The sequence below is a fragment of the Pseudomonas sp. WC2401 genome, from assembly GCF_041200115.1.
GTDB lineage: Bacteria > Pseudomonadota > Gammaproteobacteria > Pseudomonadales > Pseudomonadaceae > Aquipseudomonas > Aquipseudomonas fragi.
The window spans coordinates 622,470-644,706 of the sequence record NZ_CP165623.1; the positions used below are offsets into that span (position 1 = coordinate 622,470).

Genomic DNA, 22,237 nt, shown 5'->3' on the forward strand with positions numbered 1-22,237 from the left:
TGCCCACCCAATACGCCCTATCGGTTGCTGTTATCACCCTTTAATCAAGCAGGATCAGGCGTGTGTAGCCCTTTTTCGCACTACAAGCCAGCGGCACCTGCGCGCAACAAGTCGCCCAATTGCTGTGCACTGACTGGACGGCTGATCAAGTAACCCTGCACTTCATCGCACTGGCGAGCCTTGAGAAAGGCCAGTTGCGCCTCGTTTTCAACGCCCTCTGCCACGACCTTGAGGGCCAGGCTGTGGGCCATGTCGATAATCGCCAGGGTGATGGCCTCGTCTTCGCTACAGCGCCCCACGCCGTGAATAAAGGTTTTATCGATCTTGACGTAATCCACCGCAAACCGCTTGAGGTAACTGAGCGATGAATAACCGGTGCCAAAATCATCAATCGCCAGCTTCACCCCCAGCGCATGCAATTGCTCAAAGGTGGCGATGATGTATTCAACATTGTCGAGCAACTGACTCTCTGTCAGTTCCAGCTCAAGGCAATGCGGTGCCAGCCCTGTGTCTTCGAGCACCTGGCGCACCAGGCTGACCAGCTTGCCCTGGCGCAGTTGATGCCCCGACAGGTTCACCGACACCCGTATCGGCGCCAGCCCTTCATGTTGCCATTCGCAGGCCTGGCGGCAGGCTTCACGCAGCACAAATTCACCGATGGCGCTGATCAGGCCAGTCTCCTCGGCCAGGGCGATAAAGTCGCTCGGCGGCACGCTGCCCAATTGCGGGTGATCCCAGCGCACCAGCGCTTCGGCGGCGTGCAGGCGGCCGGTAGCCAGGCACAGCTTGGGTTGATAGAACACATCGAGCTGGCGCTCGGCAATGGCCTTGCGCAACTGGTTCTCCAACTGCAGGCGCTCCAGGGTGCTGCGTTGCAGGCTGTGACTGTAGAACTGAAAAGTGCCACCACCCAGGTGCTTGGCCTGATGCATGGCCTTGTTGGCCTGATGGACCAGGCTCGCAATGTCCCGTGCGCTACCCGGTAACAAACTGATGCCAATGGATACACTGATCACTAACTCATGGCCGTCCACCATCAGCGGCCGACTGAGTTTTTCCAGAAGCCGGGTGGCTACCCGCGCCAGGCTGGTCAGGCTGTTATAGGCATCAAACAACACGGCAAATTCATCACCCGACAGGCGCGCAAGGGTGTCGGCCTCAGGCAAGGCCTTGGTGATACGCTCAGCCATTTTTTGCAACACATGATCGGCCAGTTCATGACCAAAGTTGTCATTGAGCAGCTTGAAACGATCGAGGTTGATGTGCAGCAAGGTCAGATTGCACGAACCCTGGCGCACTCGCTGGCTGGCCTCCTCCAGGCGCTCCTTGAACAGGGAACGATTGGCCAGGCCGGTCAACTCATCAAACTGGCTAAGGTGGCGCACCCGCGCCTCCACCACCCGCCGCTGCTCCACTTCGCGGGCCAGTTCGGTGTGCAGTTGCTCGCTACGGTCATTGGCCTGCTGCAAGTCGGCGAACAGGCCTTGTTGCTGCAAGCGCCTCGCCTTGCGCCGTTGTTTGATCCGGTTGAACTGCCAACCCAAACCACCCGCCAGCAAAAAAAGGCCGATACCCATGCCGAAAAAAACACCCGGCGAATTTAAACTCTGAACCATCGGCAAGATTCTTATCAGTAGATGAGCCAAAAAGTCATCCGAGCATACACAAGCAATACCCACGACCAAACGCACGGGTGCCATTAAATTGGATGAAACACGCCGGGCTCTTTTACTGCCAGCCTTTTCGACCGCTCGGCCCAAGACCGCCACGCGGCTAGCAATCAAAGGCCAACAGCCCCTAAAATGCCCCGATGCGCGATGATCTCTCTCTCTTGTTAAATTCTCTCAACGATGCCCAACGTCAGGCCGTCACGGCCAGTGTCGGGCGTCAGTTGGTTCTGGCCGGCGCAGGTTCCGGCAAAACCCGTGTGCTGGTGCACCGTATCGCCTGGTTGATCCAGGTCGAAAACGCGTCCCCACACTCCGTGCTGTCGGTGACCTTCACCAACAAGGCTGCCGCCGAGATGCGCCATCGCATCGAGCAGCTGATGGGGATCAACCCCGCCGGTATGTGGGTGGGCACCTTCCACGGCCTGGCTCACCGCCTGCTGCGGGCTCACTGGCAAGAAGCCGGCCTGAGCCAGACGTTCCAGATCCTCGACAGCGACGACCAGCAACGCTTGGTCAAGCGTGTGATCCGTGAACTGGGGCTGGATGAACAGCGCTGGCCGGTGCGTCAGGCACAGTGGTTTATCAACGGCCAGAAAGACGAAGGCCTGCGCCCCAAACATATCCAGGCCAGCGGCGATTTGTTCCTGGCCACCATGCGCAATATTTACGAGGCCTATGAGGTCGCGTGCCAGCGCGCCGGTGTGATCGATTTTTCCGAACTGCTGCTGCGTGCCCTGGACCTGTGGCGCGACAACCCGGGCTTGCTGGCGCACTACCAGAAACGCTTCCGGCACATCCTGGTAGACGAATTCCAGGACACCAACGCCGTTCAATATGCCTGGCTACGATTGCTGGCCCAGGGCGGCGACAGCCTGATGGTGGTGGGCGATGACGACCAGTCGATCTACGGCTGGCGCGGCGCGAAAATCGAAAACATCTACCAGTACTCAACCGACTTCCCGGACGCCGAAACCATCCGCCTGGAGCAGAACTATCGCTCCACGGCCGGCATCCTCAAAGCGGCCAACGCCCTGATTGCCAACAACACCGGGCGCATGGGCAAAGAGCTGTGGACTGACGGCGGCGAAGGCGAAGCCATCAATCTGTACGCCGCGTTCAACGAACACGACGAAGCGCGCTATGTGGTCGAGACCATCGAGAGCGCACTGAAAACCGGCATTGCCCACAGCGATATCGCCATTTTGTATCGCTCCAACGCCCAATCGCGGGTGCTTGAAGAAGCCTTGCTGCGCGAACGCATCCCCTACCGCATCTATGGTGGCCAGCGCTTCTTCGAACGCGCGGAAATCAAGAATGCGATGGCTTATATGCGCCTGCTCGAAGGCCGTGGCAATGATGCGGCGCTGGAGCGGGTGATTAACGTACCAGCCCGCGGCATTGGCGAAAAAACCGTCGAGGCCATCCGTGAACACGCACGCCACAGCGATGTGTCGATGTGGGAAGCGATGCGCCAGCTGATCGCCAATAAAGCCCTCCCCGGCCGTGCTTCGGGCGCTATTGCCGGCTTTATGGAGCTGATCGATAACCTCGCGGCAAAAGTCATGGAGATGCCTTTGCATCTGATGACCCAAACTGTGATCGAGCAGAGTGGGCTGATTGCCTACCATCAGGCGGAAAAAGGCGAAAAAGGCCAGGCCCGGGTAGAAAACCTTGAGGAACTGGTCAGCGCAGCACGCAACTTCGAAAACAATGACGAAGACGAAGAGCTGTCGCCATTGGCCGCCTTCCTCGGCCATGCCTCGCTGGAGGCCGGCGATACCCAGGCCGAAGAGCACGAAGACGGTATCCAGCTGATGACGCTGCACAGCGCCAAAGGCCTGGAGTTCCCGTATGTGTTCCTGGTGGGCATGGAAGAAGGCTTGTTCCCGCACAAGATGAGCCTGGAAGAACCCGGCCGCCTTGAAGAAGAACGGCGCCTGGCCTATGTGGGCATTACCCGCGCCATGCAAAACCTGGTGATGACCTACGCCGAAACCCGACGCCTGTACGGCAGCGAAACCTACAACAAGGTTTCGCGCTTCGTTCGTGAAGTACCGAAAGGCCTGATCCAGGAAGTTCGACTGTCCAACAGTGTCAGTCGCCCTTTCGGCGGTGGTCAAAAACAGAGTGCCAGCACCCTGTTTGGCGGCTCGGAAATCCCGGAAACCGAATTCAAGCTCGGCCAGATGGTCAAGCATGCGGTCTTCGGCGAAGGCGTCATTCTCAACTTCGAGGGCGCCGGAGCCCAGGCACGGGTACAGGTCAACTTCAGCGAAGGCAGCAAATGGCTGATGATGGGCTACGCCAAACTTGAAGCGGTCTGACAGCAATCCGACAGCTTTGCGGGAATAATCTGGATTGATAGATAACGGTGGGAGCAGGCTTGCTCGCGATGGCGGCACCTCGGTGTATCAAATGCACCGAGTGCAGGGAATCTCGAGCAAGCCCGCTCCCACATCAATGCGTCCTACAGTAAAAAAATCTGTCTCTTACAGATAAATAAGCAAAAGCCCGAAACACTTCACCGCTAGCCAGTCACAGCTCACCTGTGCAACATGGCGCGCGTGATATCCACAAATGGGAACCCCTTATGAAACGTTTTCTTAGCATCGCCATGGCGTTGTGCATCGGCTTGACGATGAGCATCGACGCGAACGCCAAGCGCTTCGGCGGCGGCAAAAGCGCGGGTGCAGCGCCTAGCCACCAAACGCGTCAAGCCGCTCCAGCTGCAGCCCCTGCGGCTGCCGGTGCTGCAGGCGCCGCCGCAAAAGCCGGCGGTGCTTCGCGCTGGCTTGGCCCTCTGGCCGGCCTCGCTGCCGGTGGCCTGTTGGCGTCCATGTTCATGGGCGGCGGCTTCCAGGGCATGCAGTTCTTCGACATCCTGATCATGGCGATTATCGCCTTCCTGATCTTCCGCTTTATCGCGGCCCGTCGTCGCAAGCAGGCTGACATGATGGCCCCTGCTGGCCACGCACCCATGCAACGCGAAGCGTTCGACGCCAAGCCAGCAGGTTCGATCTTCGGCGGCTCGGCTGCCCCTGCAGCCCGCCCGGTGATCAATGCGCCGGCCTGGTTCAACGAGCAGAACTTCCTGGAAGCTGCGCGTAACCATTTCCAGTCCCTGCAACAGCACTGGGATGCCAACGAAATGGATAAAATCGCCGAGTTCGTGACGCCGCAGATGCTCGACTTCCTCAAGCGTGAACGCGCTGAGCTGGGTGATGGCTTCCAGTCCACCTACATCGACAACCTGACCGTGCAACTGGACGGCCTGGATGATCGTGCAGACAAGACCATCGCCACCCTGACCTTCAGCGGCGTGTCGAAAAACTCGCGCTTTGACCAGGGCGAAGCCTTCAGCGAAAGCTGGAACATGGAGCGCCAGCAAGGCGACAACCAGCCTTGGCTGGTGGCAGGTATCCGCCAGAACGGCTGATCCCGCGAGCGAAACATGCGTTAACCAAAGCCCCGGACTTGTCCGGGGCTTTGCATTTCACGATTGCACTTATAACGAGCTACTGTATAAAGCGCGTCATATAAACCGCGCCATAGAGCATGAGGATGAGGTCGTGGAAGAAATTATTGAAGAGCTACGCGAAAAAAACGAGCCTGTACCGGTTCCCCTGGAACTGCCTGAAGAAGACCAGTTGGTGGAAATCGAAGAACAGCTGTTCATCGATATTCCATTTGTCTTCAGAGAATTTCTGCTGACCGTCAGTGACGTGGTGTATGGCAGCCTGGAGCCGGTCACCGTGACCGACCCGCAATCGCACACCTACCTGCCGGAAGTGGCGGCAAACGCCTGGGATGCCGGCGTAGACCGCAGCCTGATCCCTATTTGCCAGGACGGCTACGACTACTACTGCGTGGAAGAAGACGGCACCGTGGTGCTGTGGTCCGGCGAAGAAGAACTCGTCACCGAAGAAACCTGGGAGTCGGTCTGGCACTGGGCGCGCGACGTCTGGCTGGAAAGCTGATATCTGCCAGTAAGCCCGGCCCGCTTTCCAGCCATTGGTCAGCGGGCTGTCAGTGCCCCCCCTCCTTGTGGTTATCCAGCGTCTCCAGCAGTGCAACCTGCATGCGCGTATGAATCCGGATAAACCAGCGCCACAACAGCGCCGCCACGCCCGCTGCCACGACGGCAATCACCATGAGCAACTCGTTGGTAGGCAAGATGCTCGCCGACAAGGCTGACAGCAGCAAAAAAATCACCAGCAACGATAAAATCGGGATCACTTCCGAGATCACCCGACGCACACGCTGCGTATGGCGCCCGGCCATTTCCGGCTTGACCCCCATCTCCGCCAGGAGCATCGACAGCGCCTTGAGCTTGCGATACGCCGCAATCAAGAACGGCAGCGACAGCAGCAAGGCTGCGCCCCAGATCATCCCCTTTTGCCAGCTCGGCTCCAGAATCCAGCCCTGTAGATAACGCCCGATGCGCGGTGCGAAATAACCGCCGGCAAAGAAAATAGCGATAACCAAAGCCAGATTAACGCCAACCTGCAGCAGGATCTTGCGGATCATGGCCGCCAGCAGCGCCCCCTCACCTTGCGGCTGAATACTGCGCAGCCATTCGCCATAGAGCCCCAACACCCGTGACAGGCGCCCCGGCACCACCTGCGCCAGCTTGAGCGAAAGCGGGTCTGCGGCGCGTATCAGGTAAGGGGTCATCAGGGTGGTCAATACGGATACGGCCACCGCTACGGGGTACAGGAAGCTGCTGGTGACCTGCAGTGTCATACCCAGCGCCGCGATAATGAAAGAAAACTCCCCAATCTGGGACAGCCCCATCCCGACCCGCAGCGAGGTGCGGCCGTCATTGCCTGCGATAAACGCCCCCAACCCGCAGGACAGCATCTTGCCCAGTACCACGGCAACGGTAATCACCACGATGGGCAGCGCATATTCCAGCAGAATGGCCGGGTCGAGCATCAGCCCGATGGCCACAAAGAAAATCGCACTGAACAAGTCACGCACCGGCTCGATCAGCCGTTCGATTTTCAGCAACTGGCGCGACTCGGCCATGATCGCACCGATCAAAAACGCCCCGAGCACCATGCTGTATTCCAGCTTGACCACCAGCAGGCAGAAGCCAAAACACAGCCCCAACACGGTAATCAGCAGCATTTCATTGCTTTCGAATCGGGCCACATACGCCAGTACCCGCGGCACCAGCAGAATGCCGATCACCAGGGCCACAATCATGAACAGCGATAATTTACCGACCGTCGAAAACACTTCTTCGGGGCTGACGCTGCCGCTGACCGCGATGCTCGACAACAGCGCAATAATCCCGATGCCCAAAATATCTTCAACGATCAACACGCCAAAAATCAGCTGAGCGAAGCGCTCGTTTTTCATCTTCAGGTCGTTGAGCGCCTTGACGATGATGGTGGTCGAGGAAATAGCCAGGATCGCGCCCAAAAACAGCGAATCCATCGTGTTCCAGTCGAACCATCGGCCAATTTCATAGCCGATCCAGATCATCAGCGTAATTTCCATAAACGCTGCGATAAAGGCTGTTGCCCCGACCTTGAACAATTTGCGCAGGCTGAACTCCAGCCCCAGGCAAAACATCAAGAAGATCACCCCCAACTCGGCCAGGGTCTTGATCGTTTCTTCATCGTGGATCAAGCCAAACGGCGGGGTGTGCGGGCCAATGATAAAACCGGCAACGATATAACCCAGCACCACCGGTTGTTTGAAACGGTGGAAAAGAATCGTCACCACACCTGCAACCAGCATGATGACTGCCAGATCCTGAATAAAACTGATGGCATGCATGGCGTGGCACTCCTTGTTTGATATTCACCAGGCAACATGACGACAGACACAGCCTGTCAGGCCGCACGCATCGACTGTTTTAAATGTAGGAAGTATCCGACTAACGGACTTTTGCAGGTTAACACCGCGACTTGCGACAGAAAGGCGGTGCAATATATGGAAACAGATAGAGATAAGCGTGACGGCAGTCAAAACGGCAACGTCCCGTTAATAACTGTTTCAAAAATCGACAAGTATCCACAGAGATACCCATTTCACTGCTGCAACACAACCGCGAGCCTGCTGCTATGGAACCCGGAAACGCCCAACTGTCGATGACGGTCTTGATGACCCCGGACATGGCCAATTTTTCTGGCAATGTTCACGGCGGAACCCTGCTCAAGTACCTCGATGAAGTCGCCTATGCCTGCGCCAGCCGCTATGCGGGGCGTTATGTGGTCACCTTGTCGGTGGACCAGGTTATTTTCCGCGAGCCGATTCATGTCGGTGAGCTGGTGACCTTCCTCGCCTCGGTGAACTACACCGGCAACACCTCGATGGAAGTTGGCATCAAGGTCGTTACCGAAAATATCCGTGAGCGCTCGGTGCGCCACACCAACAGCTGTTTCTTCACCATGGTAGCCGTGGACGACGACCGTAAACCGGCCGCTGTTCCGCCGTTGCAGCCATTGAACAGCGAAGACAAGCGCCGCTTTATCCAGGGCAAGCAACGCCGCCAGATCCGTCAGGAACTGGAGCAGCGTTACCGCGAACTGAAAGACGAAACACTGTAAGCGACTTGTGGGAGCGGGCTTGCCCGCGATGAAATCAACTCGGTCTTACACATAAACCGAGCTGCCTGAATCGCGAGCAAGCCCGCTCCCACAGGTTTTGTTCAGTTTGCTTACAAACTGATCGGCACGGCCTCAAACCGCACGCGCGGATGGGCAATGCGGTCCTGGGCGCGCACCAGTTGCAATTCATAGCTGGTGCAGGCCTGGGTTTCCAGCAACACCTCATGAACCGCCGCCGCAGTAAATTCAAATGCAGCCACCAGGCTGTCCCCCAGCAGTACCCGCGCCAGAAACAGCCCTGAGGTCAGATCACCCACGCCCACAGGCTGACGCGGGAAGGCCAGCAGCGGCCGGCGCAAGTGCCAGTTACCCTCTGCCGTAACCAGCAGCATCTCGAAGCTTTCAGCCGGTTTGCCCGGATACGACAAATGCTTCACCAACACCGCTTTCGGGCCGCGGGCCAGCAGGCTGCGGGCCATCGCCAGGCAGTCGAGCAACGATTGCGGGTGACGCCCGCAAAAACTGTCCAGCTCCAGCTGGTTGGGGCACAGGAAATCAGCCATCGCCGCCGCCTCTTCCAGCAGGAAGTCACTGACCTCCTGGGGCACGATGCAGCCTTTCTCCGGGTGGCCCATGACCGGGTCACACAGGTACAGCGCATGGGGGTTGACGGCCTTGATACGGGCCACGCCACTCAAAATGGCCCGGCCCTGCGCCGCACTGCCCAGGTAACCGGATAAAACCGCATCACAGTTGCCCAGCTCGCCGATGGCGGCGATTCCGTCGACCAGCGAAGGAATTTGCTCGGGAGCCAACACTTCCCCCGTCCACTGGCCATACTGAGTGTGGTTGGAGAACTGCACCGTGTTCAGAGGCCATACATTCACCCCGACGCGCTGCATAGGAAAAACCGCTGCGCTGTTGCCGGCATGGCCGAAAACCACGTGGGATTGGATGGCGAGTAAATGAGGTGTACGTTTCATGCCGGATTCCAGACTACGGGTGGATTCAAGCCACGCAGTATGCGACCAAACGCGGCCTGTACGACAGGTTGAAGACGCAGTTAAGCTGAGCACAATCTGTTGGAGCACATGTAATGCTGACCCTGGGAAATATGTTCGTCCTCATGCTGCTGGCTGCAGGCGCTGCCTGGCTGTGGCACAACCACGGGTTGCGCGAGCGGGCGCTGGAGCGGGTCAAGCAACACTGCAAAAACCTCGATATCGAGCTGCTCGATGAAAACGTGGCGCTAAAAAAAATCGGCCTGATCCCCGACGCCAACGGTAATAAACGCCTCGCCCGCGTGTATAACTTTGAATTCACGGTGACCGGTGATCAGCGTCATACCGGAACCATTACCCAGTTCGGCGCCCACAGCGTAAAAATCGAGCTGCCGCCCTACCCGTTCCAGAGCGAAGCCGAGCCAAGCGTCATTCCCAGCGCTCAGGTGATCGAACTCAGCCAGTGGCGCCAGGAACACAGCAAGACCCGCCACTGAGCCCAATGCTGTTCACTTAAAAGCAACGCAGTTCAAGTGTGGGAGCGGGCTTGCTCGCGATGGTCGTTAACGATGACGCGTATTTACTGAGTAAATGCTGTGCTCTGAAGACCATCGCGAGCAAGCCCGCTCCCACAGAGGCAGAAATCGCTTAAGTAAACAACATTGCGCCACTGAGCCCGCCTTTCAGCGCCTGCAAGCCGGGCGCCTGTGGATAACTTTTCGCAAAACCTCGCCAAAACCCTTGATATAGACACCTCTACAGAATTTAGACGGTGAAAATCCCATGCGCACACTTCAAGTTGTAGGACAATTTTACCAGCACAGAACCCACTAAAGCCCCGGGTTTTACGCCTCGCAGCACAGGCCTGCCACCTAAAAAACCTCCTTGAGCAGACAGTTTTCCAGTCCCGATTGAAGAGCATCCAGATCCTGGGGCTGAGCAAAAATCAATTCGAGACGTGAATCCTTGCGCCACTCACTCGATTTCCACTGCGCGATCGAGTTATCCACAGAATTGTTCGAAAACCAGCCCGCCGAACCATGAATAACCAGCTTCGCACGCTGCCAATCCAGGCTTTCGAGCCATTGTTGCAGCAAGTCCAGGTCAAATTGCCGGGAGGGGTGCCAGCGCCAACCTGCGCTCCATCCTTCGGGCTGATGTTGAGTCATCACCATCGGCGTTCGCGGGTCGAAAAAGACACTGCCGATATGATTAAAATCCTTATAAATCAATGAGTTATCCACAGCATGAGAGATATTCATATGGGCTACAGGCAGCGTATTTAAAGGGATGCGGCCATGCTCGACCCATAAAACAGGGCACTTTGGCAGGCTGCATGCAATCTGCTCACGTTGCTCATTTGGGACACTATTAGATTTATTCATGACCAGTAAACCGGCACTTTTCAGGGCTTCTTGCTGGGTTTTGGGTAACGGTTTGCCCTGGGCCATCGCTTGCGCATCAAGCACCATGACACAGGGCTGGAGCGCCAAAACACCCAGCCAGGGCGCTTCGCCGAGCTGTTTTAAAATCTGTGCGGGATGACCCAAGCCAGAAGGCTCGATAAACAGGCGGTCGGGCCTGGACTTGCGCAAAAGGCGACTCAAACCGATCTGAAAAGGCGCGCCATTGACGCAGCACACACAGCCACCCGCCACTTCGGTGATAGCAATGTCATCGCTTCCCTGGCTCATCAGGGCTGCATCCAGGCCGATTTGACCGAACTCATTGACCAGCACCGCCCAGCGTTCGTGTGGTGGTTTGTGCGCCATCAGGTGCTGAATCAGACTGGTTTTGCCGGCGCCAAGCGGCCCGGCAATCACATGGGTGGGAATGTTCTGCAACATGATCGCCAGCTTCTGTAGGGTCAAAGCAAGCAATATGCCTCAGGCCAGCCAATCGAGGGTCAAAATCAGCCGTCGTTCGCCCGCCGCCAGTGCAGGTGAACGGTGGATCAAGCCCGCCCCCTCGTTACCCTGCCACTTCTCGCCTTTGAGTAGGGCAACTTGCCCGGCACTGATTTGCTGAATCAAGGCCGCCCGGGTGGGCTCTGCGTGTGGTTGCCCGAGCTGACGACGCTCCATCACGCCTTCCTCCAGCCACTGACTGCCCATTCCCGCATAAGTGGTAATAAGTCGTACAGGAACGTGATCCACATGAAAGCGTGGGCACATGGCCTTGTCCAAGGCCCTGAGACGCAGCCCAATGCGTTTGGCGCCCAATAGACACGCATAGGCGCTCACCAGCCAGGAAACATCGGCAATAAAGCCTGTGTAGCCTTCCAGGTCGTTGAATCTGCAAGCCAGGCCCCGAAGGTTGGGTGGCGTCGTTTCATCGCTCATGTCAATAACAATGGCGTCAGCCAGAGGCTCGTCGAGCGAGAGCAACAAGGCGCCGAAATCGGCGATATGCACAGGCAATTGACGCTGCCAGATGGCCAGGTTGACGTCTTCATCCAGAATTCGGGTCATGACCTCTGGCGTTTCCCCGCGCACCTGTTGGATCAGGGGTTCAGCGGTACAGGCAAGCGCATTGGTCATGCCGCCACCTCTTCATGCCAATCGCCAAAGGGATCGTTCAGCAGCTTCCATCCCGCTTCGCCCAAGGCCATTTCGGCATCGGTCAGCAAACAGGCATCGAGTTCATCCGCCAGCAAAGAAAAATCGATGTGCTGACCGATGAACACCAGCTCCTGGCGGCAATCGGCAGTCTCTGGCAGCCATTTGTGCAGAATTTCAGCTGTGGCTTGCGGCTCCTGCGGCCATTGGTCGCGGGGCACAAAGCGCCACCAGCGCCCGGCAAACCCATAGCGCATCAACCCGCCCGCCTGGGACCAGCTGCCCGCCTCCTGAAATTTACTGGCCAGCCAGAAAAAACCCTTGGAGCGCAGCAGCTTGCCGTTGGTCCAGGGGCGCTCGATAAAATCAAAAAAACGTTGCGGGTGAAAAGGTCGGCGCGCGCGATAGGCACTGGAAGCGATGCCATATTCTTCGGTCTCAGGCACATGCTCGCCGCGCAATTCTTGCAACCAGCCAGGTGCTTGCGCTGCCCGTTCAAAATCAAAACGCCCGGTATCGAGAATTTTATTGAGCGCAACTGCCCCCATGACCATCGGAATTATTTCGGCCTGAGCGTTCAGGCGTTGCAGAATGGCAATTAATTCTTGCCGTTCGTCGGAACTTATCAGGTCAATTTTGCTGATTAAAATGACGTCCGCGAACTCGACTTGTTCGATCAATAAATCAGTAATTGACCGTTCGTCGGATTCTCCAAGGGTTTCACCCCGTGAATCCAGGCTCTCTGCGGCTTGATAATCCTGCAGAAAATTCAACCCGTCGACCACCGTAACCATCGTATCCAGGCGGGCAATATCGGCCAGGCTTTGTCCTGATTCATCGCGAAACGTAAAAGTTTCTGCCACAGGCAGCGGTTCTGAAATACCGGTCGATTCGATCAATAAATAATCAAATCGACCCTCCCTGGCCAGTGCGCTGACCTCTTCAAGCAAGTCTTCACGCAGGGTGCAACAGATGCAGCCGTTGCTCATTTCGACCAGTTTTTCTTCAGCCCGGTTCAAGGTCACATCGCGCTGAACTTCACCGCCATCAATATTTATTTCGCTCATGTCGTTAACGATCACGGCCACGCGCAAGTTGTCGCGGTTGCGCAAAATATAATTAAGCAGCGTGCTTTTACCTGCACCTAAAAAGCCTGAGAGAACAGTTACAGGAAGACGATTCGACATCTGGATATTTCCTCATCAGGGCTGCAGGTCAAAACGCCCGCTTGGCAGTCAATCCGATACCGGATCGACAAATGATACATTATAACAATGCATTCAAGACAACCCTGAAGTGACGAACGTGCTGTTTTTCTGTTCGTTTACCCACGCCATATGGCTGTTGGTGGGCGGATTTTTCTGAAAATAAGCGATTAATCCGTTAAATAAACCGTCGGCTACCGCCTGTTGATGACGCGCCGTGATCAAGCGCTCGCTGTCGCGGGGGTTGGACATAAAGCCGGTTTCTACCAGAATCGACGGAATATCCGGCGACTTGAGCACGGCAAAACCGGCCTGTTCCACACGTTTTTGATGCAGTGAGGTGATGCCCGAAAGGCTGCCCAGAATGGTATTGCCCAACTGCAAACTGGCCGCGATGGTGGCATTCATGGACATATCGAGGATCACGCCAGCGAGCATCGGATCTTTGTCTTTGAGGTTCAAAAGGCTGGTGGCACCAAGTAAATCCACGCCGTTTTCACGCTGTGCCATGTAGCGCGCTGTGGCCGATGTAGCCCCACCCTCCGAAAGCGCGTACACCGACGCTCCAGACGCCGTAAGACGCGGCGCGGCGTCAGCATGCACCGAAATAAACAGGTCGGCATTGTGCTTGTGGGCCACTTCTACCCGCTTGCGCAGGGGTACAAAAAAATCATCATTGCGCACCAGTCGCGCATCAAAGCCTTTCTCACGCTTGAGCCGCTTGGCCAGCAGCTGGGCGATAGACAACACAACATCTTTTTCGCGATGACCTTTGGCACTGGTCGCGCCCGGATCCTTGCCCCCGTGACCGGGGTCAATCACCACAATAATGTCGCGTTTAGGGTGTACCTGGCTGGGCGTTGCCACTGCGGCGTTCAGTTGTGGGACCGCGCTTTTGGTCAGATCAAGCACCAGCCTGTGACCTTGTCCGTCCTTGGGCGGCAGCAGAAAACTGCTGAGCTGCACCGGCTCATCCAGATCCAGCACGATGCGCGTAATGCCCTGGCCAAAATGCCCGGAGCGAATGGCACGCAGGCCTGTATTGGCCAGTACCAACTCGCTGAAATCACCCCTCAAGCTGGCACCGCTCACATCAATAATCAGTCGCTCGGGAGCCGTCAAAGAGAAGGTTTTGTACTGCACCGGCCCACTCAGGTCCAGAACCAGACGCGAGGTCTTGCCGGTGCACCATAGCCTGGCGTGCTGGATTTGGGCGGCTGAAACGCCCAGCGGTAATGTGAAGACGGAACTGGCAAGCAGCCAGTGGAGCAATTGACGTCTGTGCATGGCCTGTACCGCAGATAAGGGAGCATCCGTACTCAACATTGCTGTGTGTTTGCCCCAGCAAAAAAAGCATCGTCGACCTAATCGTTATAATATAACATGTCGAAATACTCTGTAACGGATCTCTCATATGAATGCGCTGACCTTGCCGGATATTGCCGCGCAGTCATCCCAACAAGCGATTGCGCTTGAGTGGGTGGGCATGTGTGGCATTGCTTCTCCCGTGCTGATTGACGGCCAACGTCTCAGCGCAAAAATCGACGCCGGGGTGAACCTGAAAGATGCCACTGCTCGGGGGATTCATATGTCTCGCCTGTATCTAGCGCTGGATATGCTGGAAACAGAAAACCTCACACCCGCCCTGCTAAGACGACTTCTGCAGCGTTTTCTCGATAGCCACCAAGGTCTATCTGATAAAGCCTATGTGCGGATTCACAGTGATTTACTGCTCAAACGCCCGGCGTTGGTCAGCCCATTGGCGGGCTGGAAAAGCTATCCGGTCACCCTCGAAGCGAGTTTGAAAAACGGAATGTTCCACGTGGAACTAAAAATTCTCGTGAGTTACTCGTCCACTTGCCCCTGCTCAGCAGCACTGGCCCGGCAATTAATTCAGCAACAATTTATCGATGACTTTGCCAACCAGGCCCTGCAACACGCCGATGTTTTGGCATGGCTCGGCAACCCTAAAGGCATTGTCGCCACACCCCACAGCCAGCGCAGTTCGGCAGATTTGTCGATCATTCTGGATCATCAGTACCCCTGCCTACCCCTGAAAAACATTATCGACAACGCTGAAAGCTCGCTTGGCACTGCTGTACAAACCGCAGTCAAGCGCGCAGACGAGCAGGCTTTCGCTTTGGCCAACGGTCAAAACCTGATGTTCTGTGAAGATGCTGCGCGACGGCTGAATACGGCACTGCAGAAAACAACGGGCGTAAACGCCTTCAAACTGAAAGTGACCCACGCGGAAAGTTTGCATAGTCATGACGCCGTCGCTGAAAGTTTTTGGAACTGGGAGGCCCCATGATCCGCTGCCAGAACCTGACCTGGGGTGCGCCCGGTCAGCCGCTCACGCCGGCACTTGATGTCGCGATGGCCAAGGGCAGTTTGACTGCCGTTATTGGAGCCAACGGTTGCGGCAAAAGCAGCTTGCTTAAAGTCATTGCAGGGCTGCAAAAACCACTTACCGGCAAAGTCCTGCTGGATGTTCCACGGCGTGGCAACGTGGCGTATATGCCGCAACAGCAGTTTATGGATCGGCAATTCCCCATCAGTTTGCAAGCGTTGGTGGCCGCAGGTTTCTGGGGCAAGAAGCAAACAGCGCAGCAACGAAGTGCTCGGTTGAATACGGTATTGGCGAACTGGCATTTGAGCGGCCTGGAACATCGCCCACTAATGGCCTTGTCGGGTGGTGAATTGCAACGCGCTTTATTGGCGCGCTTATGCCTGGCCGATGCCCCGTTGTTATTACTCGATGAGCCTCATGCAGCATTAGATGAACTGGGGCAGGAACTGCTCTGGCAGCACATCAACACTTGGCAGGCCGAGGGCCGAACATTGCTGGTGGTGTGCCATGACCTGGCCGCAGTGCGCAAACACATGCCCCAAACGCTATTGATCAAAAGCAGCGGCAGCGTTCTGGCGGCGAGTACCCAACTGATAAAACCGCCGCAGGTCGCCTGATGGTTATCGCCAGCCAGTTATGGCTACCCTTTCAAGAGTTTGTGTTTATGCGCCGCGCCTTGTTCGGCGGTTTGCTTCTGGCGTGTAGCACGGCACCACTGGGTGTTTTTTTGATCTTGCGGCGAATGAGCCTGATTGGTGATGCCGTCGCACACGGCATTTTGCCGGGTGCGGCTCTGGGTTTTTGGTTCGCCGGTTTGAGCTTGCCAGCTCTAACCATGGGCGGATTGGGGGCGGGCTTGAGCATGGCCGGGCTGTCAGCGTGGATCACCCGGCGCACCGGTTTGCGTGAAGATGCCAGCCTCGCGGCGCTTTATCCGATCTCACTGGCCAGCGGCATATTGATTCTGGGCATCGCCGGTAAACGTCTGGACCTTCTCCATCTGCTGTTCGGTTCGGCTTTGGCCGTCGACAGCCAGACACTGACGGGCATGTTCTGGGTAACCACCTTCAGCATGCTGCTGATGGCAGCCATCTACCGCCCATTGTTGCTGGATACCCTGGACCCGCTGTTCCTGCGCAGCGTCAGCCGACTGGGGCCATTGGCTCACGGGCTGTTCCTGACCCTGGTGGTATTGAACCTGGTGATCGGCTTTCAGGCCATCGGCGCATTAATGGTCGTGGGCCTGATGATGCTGCCCGCCATTGCCTCACGGTTCTGGAGCCGTCGGCTGCCTGTGCTGATCCTGATCTCGGCGGTGATTGGCTGCGTTTCAGTTTGGCTGGGCCTGCTGCTGTCGTTCTATTACTCACTGCCCAGCGGCCCGGCCATTGTGTTGATGGCGGGTTGTGGCTATGCGCTGTCTGTCATTTTCGGTCCGGTACACGGCTTGCTGCGCCGACCGCCTTTGCTGTCATCCCAATGAGGTGCTACACGATGCGCGCTCTACCCGTGTTGTTCAGTGTGTTTCTGGTAATGGGTTCTTCACTGTCGTTCGCCGCCGAAAACCCGAAAATCCCGGTCGTCACCAGCTTCAGTATTCTGGGGGACATCACCCGTAAAATAGGCGGTGAACATATTCAAGTCATGGCCCTGGTCGGTCCAGATGAAGACGCTCACACCTACGAGCCTTCACCCGACGACGCCAAGGCTTTGCTCAATGCCAGGCTGATTATTAAAAATGGATTGGGCTTTGAGCCCTGGCTTGATCGTCTGGTAACCAGTACCGAAACCAGGGCAACGTTGGTCACCGCCAGTGAAGGGGTAACTGCACATTCAATGGAGGAGGATGGCGCGATCATCCCCGACCCCCATGCCTGGCACGATCTGGCGAATGCCAAGTTGTATGTAAACAACATCACCCGGGCCTTGATAGAGGCTGACCCTGCCGACCAGGCCGACTACACCCGTAACAGCCAGGCCTACCTCAAGGCGCTGGATCATCTGCAAGCCCAGGCCAAAACCAAACTCGGCAACCTGCCCGCTGGCAACCGCCGTATCGTGACGTCCCACGATGCCTTCGGTTATTTGGGCCAGGCTTATGGCATCGACTTTATGGCGCCTCAAGGTCTGTCGACTGAACGGGAACCCTCTGCCGCTGAAGTCGCTGCGCTGATTCGCCAGATCCGCGACGACAAGGTCAAAGCCGTGTTTATGGAAAACATCAAGGACTCGCGCCTGTTGCAGCAAATTGCCGATGAAAGTGGCGCACAGATTGGCGGCACCCTGTACTCCGATGCCCTGGCGAGTAAAGGCCCGGCCAGCACCTTCCTGGGACTCTTCGAATACAACCTCGACACCCTGAACGCTGCATTGAGCAAACCATGATCAGAAAAAACCCTTCCGGGGATTTACCCGTGATTGCCGAGTCCGCCTATGTAGACCGCACCGCAATCATCTGCGGCAAGGTGGTGATTGGCGAGAATGTGTTTGTCGGGCCCTATGCCGTGATCCGTGCCGATGAAGTCGACCAGGACGGCGGCATGCAACCGATCAGCATCGGCGCCAATTCAAATATTCAGGACGGCGTAGTGATTCACTCAAAGTCCGGCGCCGCGGTCACTATCGGTGAAAGCACTTCGATTGCGCACCGCTCCATCGTTCACGGGCCATGCCGTGTGGGCGATCGAGTGTTTATCGGTTTCAACAGTGTGCTGTTCAATTGCGAGCTGGGTGACGGCTGCGTGGTGCGGCATAACTCGGTGGTCGATGGCCGCGACCTGCCGGACAACTTCTATGTGCCGTCCACGACCCGCATCGGACCCAACACTGACCTGAGCCAGTTTGCGCCGGTCAGTGTCAGCGCATCGGAGTTTTCAGAAGATGTAGCGCGCACCAATGTGGATTTGGTACGCGGCTATAAAGCGCTGCAAAACGAGTTTTGATCAGGTGCGCGGTTTAACTGTTCCACAGTTTTGCCCCAACCACACAGCACGGGTATCCATGCTGCCCTTCTGCTGAATCCCGGTCGCATTAAAGGTGCCATTTACTTGGGTGGTGAATTCACGATCACTGGCAAACGTTGCCACACCTGCGCCCTGGGCTTTTGGACAACTAAAGCGAAACTTCCACTGATTTCCACTACGCTCAGTGATCTGCTGATTGCACCCTGACTTGGGGTCTGTCAGCGGAATGTTGTCTGACTTCACTTGCTCGGGCGTCAGGCACACTCGCACCCCTTTACCCGCCATGGTCAGCCCTTGGCTTTCCAGTTGGGCTTTTTGTTCCGGGGTCAGCATATTCTGTAATTGGCCTAACATTACCTGCAGTTCAGGCAACTGTTGGCCATCTACCTGCATATTGCTGGAGCTGAGCTCCCAAAGCCCCGGTTGCAGCATTTGGGCCTGAGCCACAGGAATCGACAAACCACAAGCCATGAACAGCCCAAGCAGACGAACATTCATCAAGCAACTCCTACGCGATTGTCAGCGTTAGACGTCAAAAAAGGGCAAGTGTTGCGCCCACAAACAAATAGGACATTCATAACAGATCCTGGTCTGTTAGTACTGGCATTAGACATTTTGGAGTAAGGAGACGCATGGATTATCTAGGCCCGCACGTACTTGGTTATCTGATTCTATTAATCCACAGCTTAGGCCTGATTGCCGCCGTGCATGCGGTGCTGACGGTCAGGACTGCGCAGGGCTCGATTGCCTGGGCCATGTCGCTGTTCTTTATTCCTTACTTCACGCTGATCCCGTATCTGATTTTTGGCCGTAGCACTTTTGACGATTACATTCGCGCCCGACGCGATGCCAACCAGGAAATGCGTGAAGCCATCACCCATTTGAGCTGGCGCCCGTGGGTCGAAGAAGCTCTCGCGGCACGCAGCTCCAAGGCATACGCCTCACTGCGCGCGATGCCCAGGCTGGGGCGCATGCCTTGCCTGGCAAACAACTCGGTACGGTTGCTGATCAATGGCACGGCCACTTTCGACGCAATCTTCGCTGCCATCCGCAGTGCGAAAGAAGTGGTCCTGGTGCAGTTTTTCATTATCAAGGACGATGACCTGGGCATGAGGCTGCAGGCGCTACTCCTTGAAAAAGCCGCTCAAGGGGTTGCGGTGCATGTGCTCTATGACAGCATCGGCAGCCATGCCCTGCCAAAAGTTTATGCCGAGACCTTGCGCGCAGGTGGCGTGCAAACTTATGCGTTTGCCACCCGTGGCGGCTGGATCAGTCGTTTCCAGGTCAACTTCCGTAACCATCGCAAAGTGGTGGTGGTGGATGGCGTGCGCGGTTTTGTCGGCGGGCACAACGTAGGTGACGAGTACCTTGGCGCCAAGCCGCCGTTGTCACCGTGGCGCGATACCCATGTGGAGGTCACCGGGCCTGTGGTCGCCTGCCTGCAGGAGTCCTTTGCCGAAGACTGGTTCTGGGCCGCCCGCAAACTGCCGCCTTTGCTTCTGCCACAGAGCTACCCCGACGGTGGCGTGCTTTGCCAGTTCCTGGCCAGCGGCCCGGCAGATCCATACGAAACCTGCTCGCTGTTTTTCGTTGAGGCCATCCATGCCGCCAATCAAAGGGTGTGGATTACCAGCCCCTACTTTGTGCCTGACGAAGCGGTGTTTTCCGCGCTCAGGCTGGCCGTTCTGCGCGGTGTGGATGTGCGCATCCTGATCCCGTCCCGCCCGGACCACAAGATTGTTTACGCAGCGTCCAGCCTCTATGCCTTCGAAGCCGTTCGCGCAGGCGTGCGGATCTTCCGTTACCAGCCCGGTTTTGTGCATCAAAAAGTAGTGTTGATAGACGACGAAATCAGCGCCATCGGCAGCGCCAACATGGACAACCGTTCATTCCGTCTCAACTTTGAAGTGATGTTGCTGACCGTCGATGAAACGTTTGCCCGTGAGGTCGAGCATATGTTGCTCGATGACTTCGCCCTGGCGCGTGAAATCACCGAAGCGGATATCAAGTCCACGCACCGGCTGCAGCAACTGGGCATGCGAGTAGCGCGGCTGGTTTCGCCTGTTCTATAAGCCTGTAGGAAGGGTCTGAATTTCTCGGAGCAAGCAAAAGCATAAAGCAGGTTTGCATAAACTGAACGGCCCGGAATACCCCGGGCCGTTCAGTGTAAGGAATAAAAACAATGCGATTCTCGTTACTGGGCATGCTCTTTAGCATCAGCACGCTTGCTTCAGCTCAAACCAAGGTCACACCGCTCTCCCCGCCGCTAATCAACGTGGAAGTAGGCCAGCCGACATTTATCCACCGGCTGCACTACAAGAAGATGTACAGCGAAAAACCCTTTGAAGAAGCGGTGCTGTATTACTACGACAATGGTCTCTACAAAATCATCTCCCCGGGAGAGAACCACTACGGGGTGTATGTGGTGGAGGGAGCGTTCACTGACGACCAGTACCGCATCAGTTACATCTCCCTCCCCTCACCGGACTGGGGCGGCAATGTTGCCCGCCACGATCTTGTATTCAACAAAAGCTCACTGACGTTTGAACAAAAAGCCCTGGCCAAGGTTGACCAAAACATCGGCCTGCAGGATGGGCGCTTTGTCCTGGACCAAAACCGGGTACAAGACCCGCAACCCATCACCTGGGAAAACCACACTCAGCGATAAATGTCCGCCCGGGTCGGTGGCAGCTCCAGCGAGCCATCGGCATGGGGTTTGGTCGCCAGAATCTGGTCGATGTTGATCCAGCCGTGGGCAAAGGCGTAGGCACAGCCTGCCAGGTACAAACGCCAAATCCGCAGGGCTTGCTCCGGCACTTGCTTGGCGGCGGCATCCAGCTTTTGCTCCAGGCGCTGGCTCCAATGATCCAGCGTACGCGCGTAATGCAGACGCAAGCTTTCAACATCGACCACTTCCAGCCCGGCTTCGCTGATCTCGGCAGTCATCATCGACAGATGGGGCAACTCGCCGTTGGGGAACACATAACGGTCGATAAAATCCCCCGCGCCACGCCCGACCTGACGACCATCGGTGTGCTTGGAGGTGATGCCGTGGTTCATGACCAACCCGCCCTCGCGCACCGCTCTGGAGAGGATTTCGCAATATTCGCGCAGGTTGGCGTGCCCGACGTGTTCGAACATCCCGACGCTGACAATCTTGTCGAACCGGCCATCCTGAGGCAGGTCACGATAATCGAGCAGTTGCAGGTCGACCTTGTCTTGCAGGCCTTCGGCGTTGACCCGCTCGCGAGCGAGTTTGAGCTGCTCCTTGCTCAAGGTAATCCCGAACACCTTGACGCCATATTCCCGCGCGGCAAAACGCGCCAGCCCACCCCAGCCACAGCCAACATCCAGCAAGTATTCGCCGGGCTTGAGCCGCAGCTTGCGGCACAGCAGGCGGAACTTGGCTTGCTGGGCTTCGTCCAGGCTCTCTTCCCCGGTTTCAAAATATCCACAGGAATAGGCCATGTCGCGGTCAAGCCACAACTGGTAGAAGTCGTTGGACAGGTCGTAGTGATAAGAGATGGATTCGGCGTCGGTCGCCTTGTCGTGGTAAACCCGCGGTGGCGGAGCGTAGTCATCATCGTCCACCAGTGCCTGGCTTAACTCATCGCATACGCGGATCGCTTCGCTGATGGAGCCCTCCAGCTCCAGCCGGCCCTCAACAAAAGCGCTGCCCAGCAAGTCGAGACTGGGGTGGGTGAATTGAGCTACCAGGGTCGGGTCCTTGACCACGATCGTGACGCTGGGCGTCGGGCCGAAATTGAACTCGTGTCCGTCCCAGAGCCTTAGCCGTAATGGAAGTTGAAGTTTCTGTAAGGCCGGTGGAAGTTGCGCGAGCATCTGTGTTCCTCCTTCATTTCAGATATCAAAACTATAGGTTAGCCGAATAACCAAAACTGTCAGTTTCGCGGACAGGAGGTCGACGCT

At 56.7% G+C, this 22,237-nt stretch carries 20 protein-coding genes and 1 pseudogene; 12 read left to right on the forward strand and 9 right to left on the reverse strand.

All coding sequences use genetic code 11. From position 1 onward, the window contains the following. Positions 1-80: 80 nt before the first annotated feature. Positions 81-1,406: pseudogene (locus AB3G35_RS02705) on the reverse strand (putative bifunctional diguanylate cyclase/phosphodiesterase); the annotation flags it as partial. A gap of 404 nt (positions 1,407-1,810) precedes the next feature. Here AB3G35_RS02705 and uvrD point away from each other — a divergent pair. The 3 genes from uvrD (at position 1,811) to AB3G35_RS02720 (ending at position 5,647) form a co-directional block, all read left to right on the forward strand. Next, the gene (gene uvrD, locus AB3G35_RS02710) at positions 1,811-3,994 is read left to right on the forward strand and encodes a DNA helicase II (RefSeq protein ID WP_088378564.1); all 2,184 of its coding nucleotides are present in this window, start codon (positions 1,811-1,813) and stop codon (positions 3,992-3,994) included. 266 nt (positions 3,995-4,260) lie between these two features. Further along, positions 4,261-5,106 carry a Tim44 domain-containing protein gene (locus AB3G35_RS02715; protein ID WP_369782285.1) on the forward strand — a complete coding sequence of 282 codons (846 nt, stop codon included), beginning with the start codon at positions 4,261-4,263 and terminating at the stop codon, positions 5,104-5,106. Positions 5,107-5,239: 133 nt separating this feature from the next. Continuing rightward, a complete protein-coding gene (locus tag AB3G35_RS02720) occupies positions 5,240-5,647 on the forward strand; it encodes an SMI1/KNR4 family protein (protein WP_369782286.1) in 408 nt (135 codons plus the stop codon). Positions 5,648-5,696: 49 nt separating this feature from the next. Here the strand turns inward: AB3G35_RS02720 and AB3G35_RS02725 are convergent, their stop codons facing one another. Further along, a complete protein-coding gene (locus AB3G35_RS02725) occupies positions 5,697-7,457 on the reverse strand; it encodes a cation:proton antiporter (protein WP_016782917.1) in 1,761 nt (586 codons plus the stop codon). Positions 7,458-7,744: 287 nt separating this feature from the next. On the opposite strand from AB3G35_RS02725, the gene AB3G35_RS02730 reads away from it, so the two are divergent. Continuing rightward, complete coding sequence (locus tag AB3G35_RS02730) at positions 7,745-8,230, forward strand: acyl-CoA thioesterase (protein ID WP_029611658.1); 486 nt, start codon at positions 7,745-7,747, stop codon at positions 8,228-8,230. A 110-nt stretch (positions 8,231-8,340) separates the two neighbouring features. Here AB3G35_RS02730 and pdxY read toward each other — a convergent pair whose 3' ends face one another. Then, on the reverse strand, positions 8,341-9,213 hold the full coding sequence (gene pdxY, locus AB3G35_RS02735) for a pyridoxal kinase PdxY (protein WP_016782915.1): 873 nt from the start codon (positions 9,211-9,213) through the stop codon (positions 8,341-8,343). Between the two features lie 113 nt (positions 9,214-9,326). Here pdxY and AB3G35_RS02740 point away from each other — a divergent pair, with 113 nt between their 5' ends. After that, complete coding sequence (locus tag AB3G35_RS02740) at positions 9,327-9,728, forward strand: DUF3301 domain-containing protein (RefSeq protein ID WP_016782914.1); 402 nt, start codon at positions 9,327-9,329, stop codon at positions 9,726-9,728. 375 nt (positions 9,729-10,103) lie between these two features. Here AB3G35_RS02740 and AB3G35_RS02745 read toward each other — a convergent pair whose 3' ends face one another. From AB3G35_RS02745 to AB3G35_RS02760, 4 genes are all read right to left on the reverse strand, one after another. Continuing rightward, the gene (locus tag AB3G35_RS02745) at positions 10,104-11,078 is read right to left on the reverse strand and encodes a GTP-binding protein (RefSeq protein ID WP_169844907.1); all 975 of its coding nucleotides are present in this window, start codon (positions 11,076-11,078) and stop codon (positions 10,104-10,106) included. A gap of 39 nt (positions 11,079-11,117) precedes the next feature. Next, positions 11,118-11,771 carry a DUF1826 domain-containing protein gene (locus AB3G35_RS02750; protein WP_369782287.1) on the reverse strand — a complete coding sequence of 218 codons (654 nt, stop codon included), beginning with the start codon at positions 11,769-11,771 and terminating at the stop codon, positions 11,118-11,120. Then, entirely contained in the window at positions 11,768-12,976 is a 1,209-nt protein-coding gene (gene zigA, locus AB3G35_RS02755; protein WP_016782911.1) for a zinc metallochaperone GTPase ZigA, read from the reverse strand. Before zigA ends, AB3G35_RS02750 begins: the two co-directional genes overlap by 4 nt. A gap of 93 nt (positions 12,977-13,069) precedes the next feature. Beyond that, positions 13,070-14,281, reverse strand: a complete 1,212-nt coding sequence (locus AB3G35_RS02760; RefSeq protein ID WP_369782288.1) for an N-acetylmuramoyl-L-alanine amidase — start codon at positions 14,279-14,281, stop codon at positions 13,070-13,072. Positions 14,282-14,408: 127 nt separating this feature from the next. Here AB3G35_RS02760 and folE2 point away from each other — a divergent pair, with 127 nt between their 5' ends. Genes folE2 through AB3G35_RS02785 form a run of 5 tightly spaced genes read left to right on the forward strand, consistent with a single transcriptional unit; the run spans position 14,409 to position 18,286 of the window. Further along, positions 14,409-15,305, forward strand: coding sequence for a GTP cyclohydrolase FolE2 (folE2, locus tag AB3G35_RS02765; protein ID WP_106116850.1), 897 nt, complete (start codon positions 14,409-14,411; stop codon positions 15,303-15,305). Beyond that, positions 15,302-15,961 carry a metal ABC transporter ATP-binding protein gene (locus AB3G35_RS02770; RefSeq protein WP_086799478.1) on the forward strand — a complete coding sequence of 220 codons (660 nt, stop codon included), beginning with the start codon at positions 15,302-15,304 and terminating at the stop codon, positions 15,959-15,961. Before folE2 ends, AB3G35_RS02770 begins: the two co-directional genes overlap by 4 nt. Then, entirely contained in the window at positions 15,961-16,827 is an 867-nt protein-coding gene (locus AB3G35_RS02775; protein WP_369782289.1) for a metal ABC transporter permease, read from the forward strand. Before AB3G35_RS02770 ends, AB3G35_RS02775 begins: the two co-directional genes overlap by 1 nt. An 11-nt stretch (positions 16,828-16,838) precedes the next feature. Beyond that, positions 16,839-17,729, forward strand: coding sequence for a metal ABC transporter substrate-binding protein (locus AB3G35_RS02780; protein WP_106116849.1), 891 nt, complete (start codon positions 16,839-16,841; stop codon positions 17,727-17,729). Next, the gene (locus AB3G35_RS02785) at positions 17,726-18,286 is read left to right on the forward strand and encodes a DapH/DapD/GlmU-related protein (RefSeq protein WP_016782905.1); all 561 of its coding nucleotides are present in this window, start codon (positions 17,726-17,728) and stop codon (positions 18,284-18,286) included. The genes AB3G35_RS02780 and AB3G35_RS02785 overlap by 4 nt, the downstream gene beginning before the upstream one ends. Here AB3G35_RS02785 and AB3G35_RS02790 read toward each other — a convergent pair whose 3' ends face one another. Then, complete coding sequence (locus AB3G35_RS02790; protein WP_016782904.1) at positions 18,287-18,805, reverse strand: DUF3617 domain-containing protein; 519 nt, start codon at positions 18,803-18,805, stop codon at positions 18,287-18,289. Positions 18,806-18,939: 134 nt separating this feature from the next. Between AB3G35_RS02790 and cls the strand changes: the two genes are divergently transcribed. Both cls and AB3G35_RS02800 read left to right on the forward strand, forming a co-directional pair. Further along, positions 18,940-20,379 carry a cardiolipin synthase gene (gene cls / locus AB3G35_RS02795; RefSeq protein WP_016782903.1) on the forward strand — a complete coding sequence of 480 codons (1,440 nt, stop codon included), beginning with the start codon at positions 18,940-18,942 and terminating at the stop codon, positions 20,377-20,379. Between the two features lie 131 nt (positions 20,380-20,510). After that, a complete protein-coding gene (locus AB3G35_RS02800) occupies positions 20,511-20,975 on the forward strand; it encodes a hypothetical protein (protein ID WP_369782290.1) in 465 nt (154 codons plus the stop codon). Here AB3G35_RS02800 and cfaB read toward each other — a convergent pair. Then, entirely contained in the window at positions 20,966-22,150 is a 1,185-nt protein-coding gene (cfaB, locus tag AB3G35_RS02805; protein WP_029611656.1) for a C17 cyclopropane fatty acid synthase CfaB, read from the reverse strand. The two genes, AB3G35_RS02800 and cfaB, sit on opposite strands and share 10 nt — an antisense overlap. Positions 22,151-22,237: the final 87 nt, after the last annotated feature.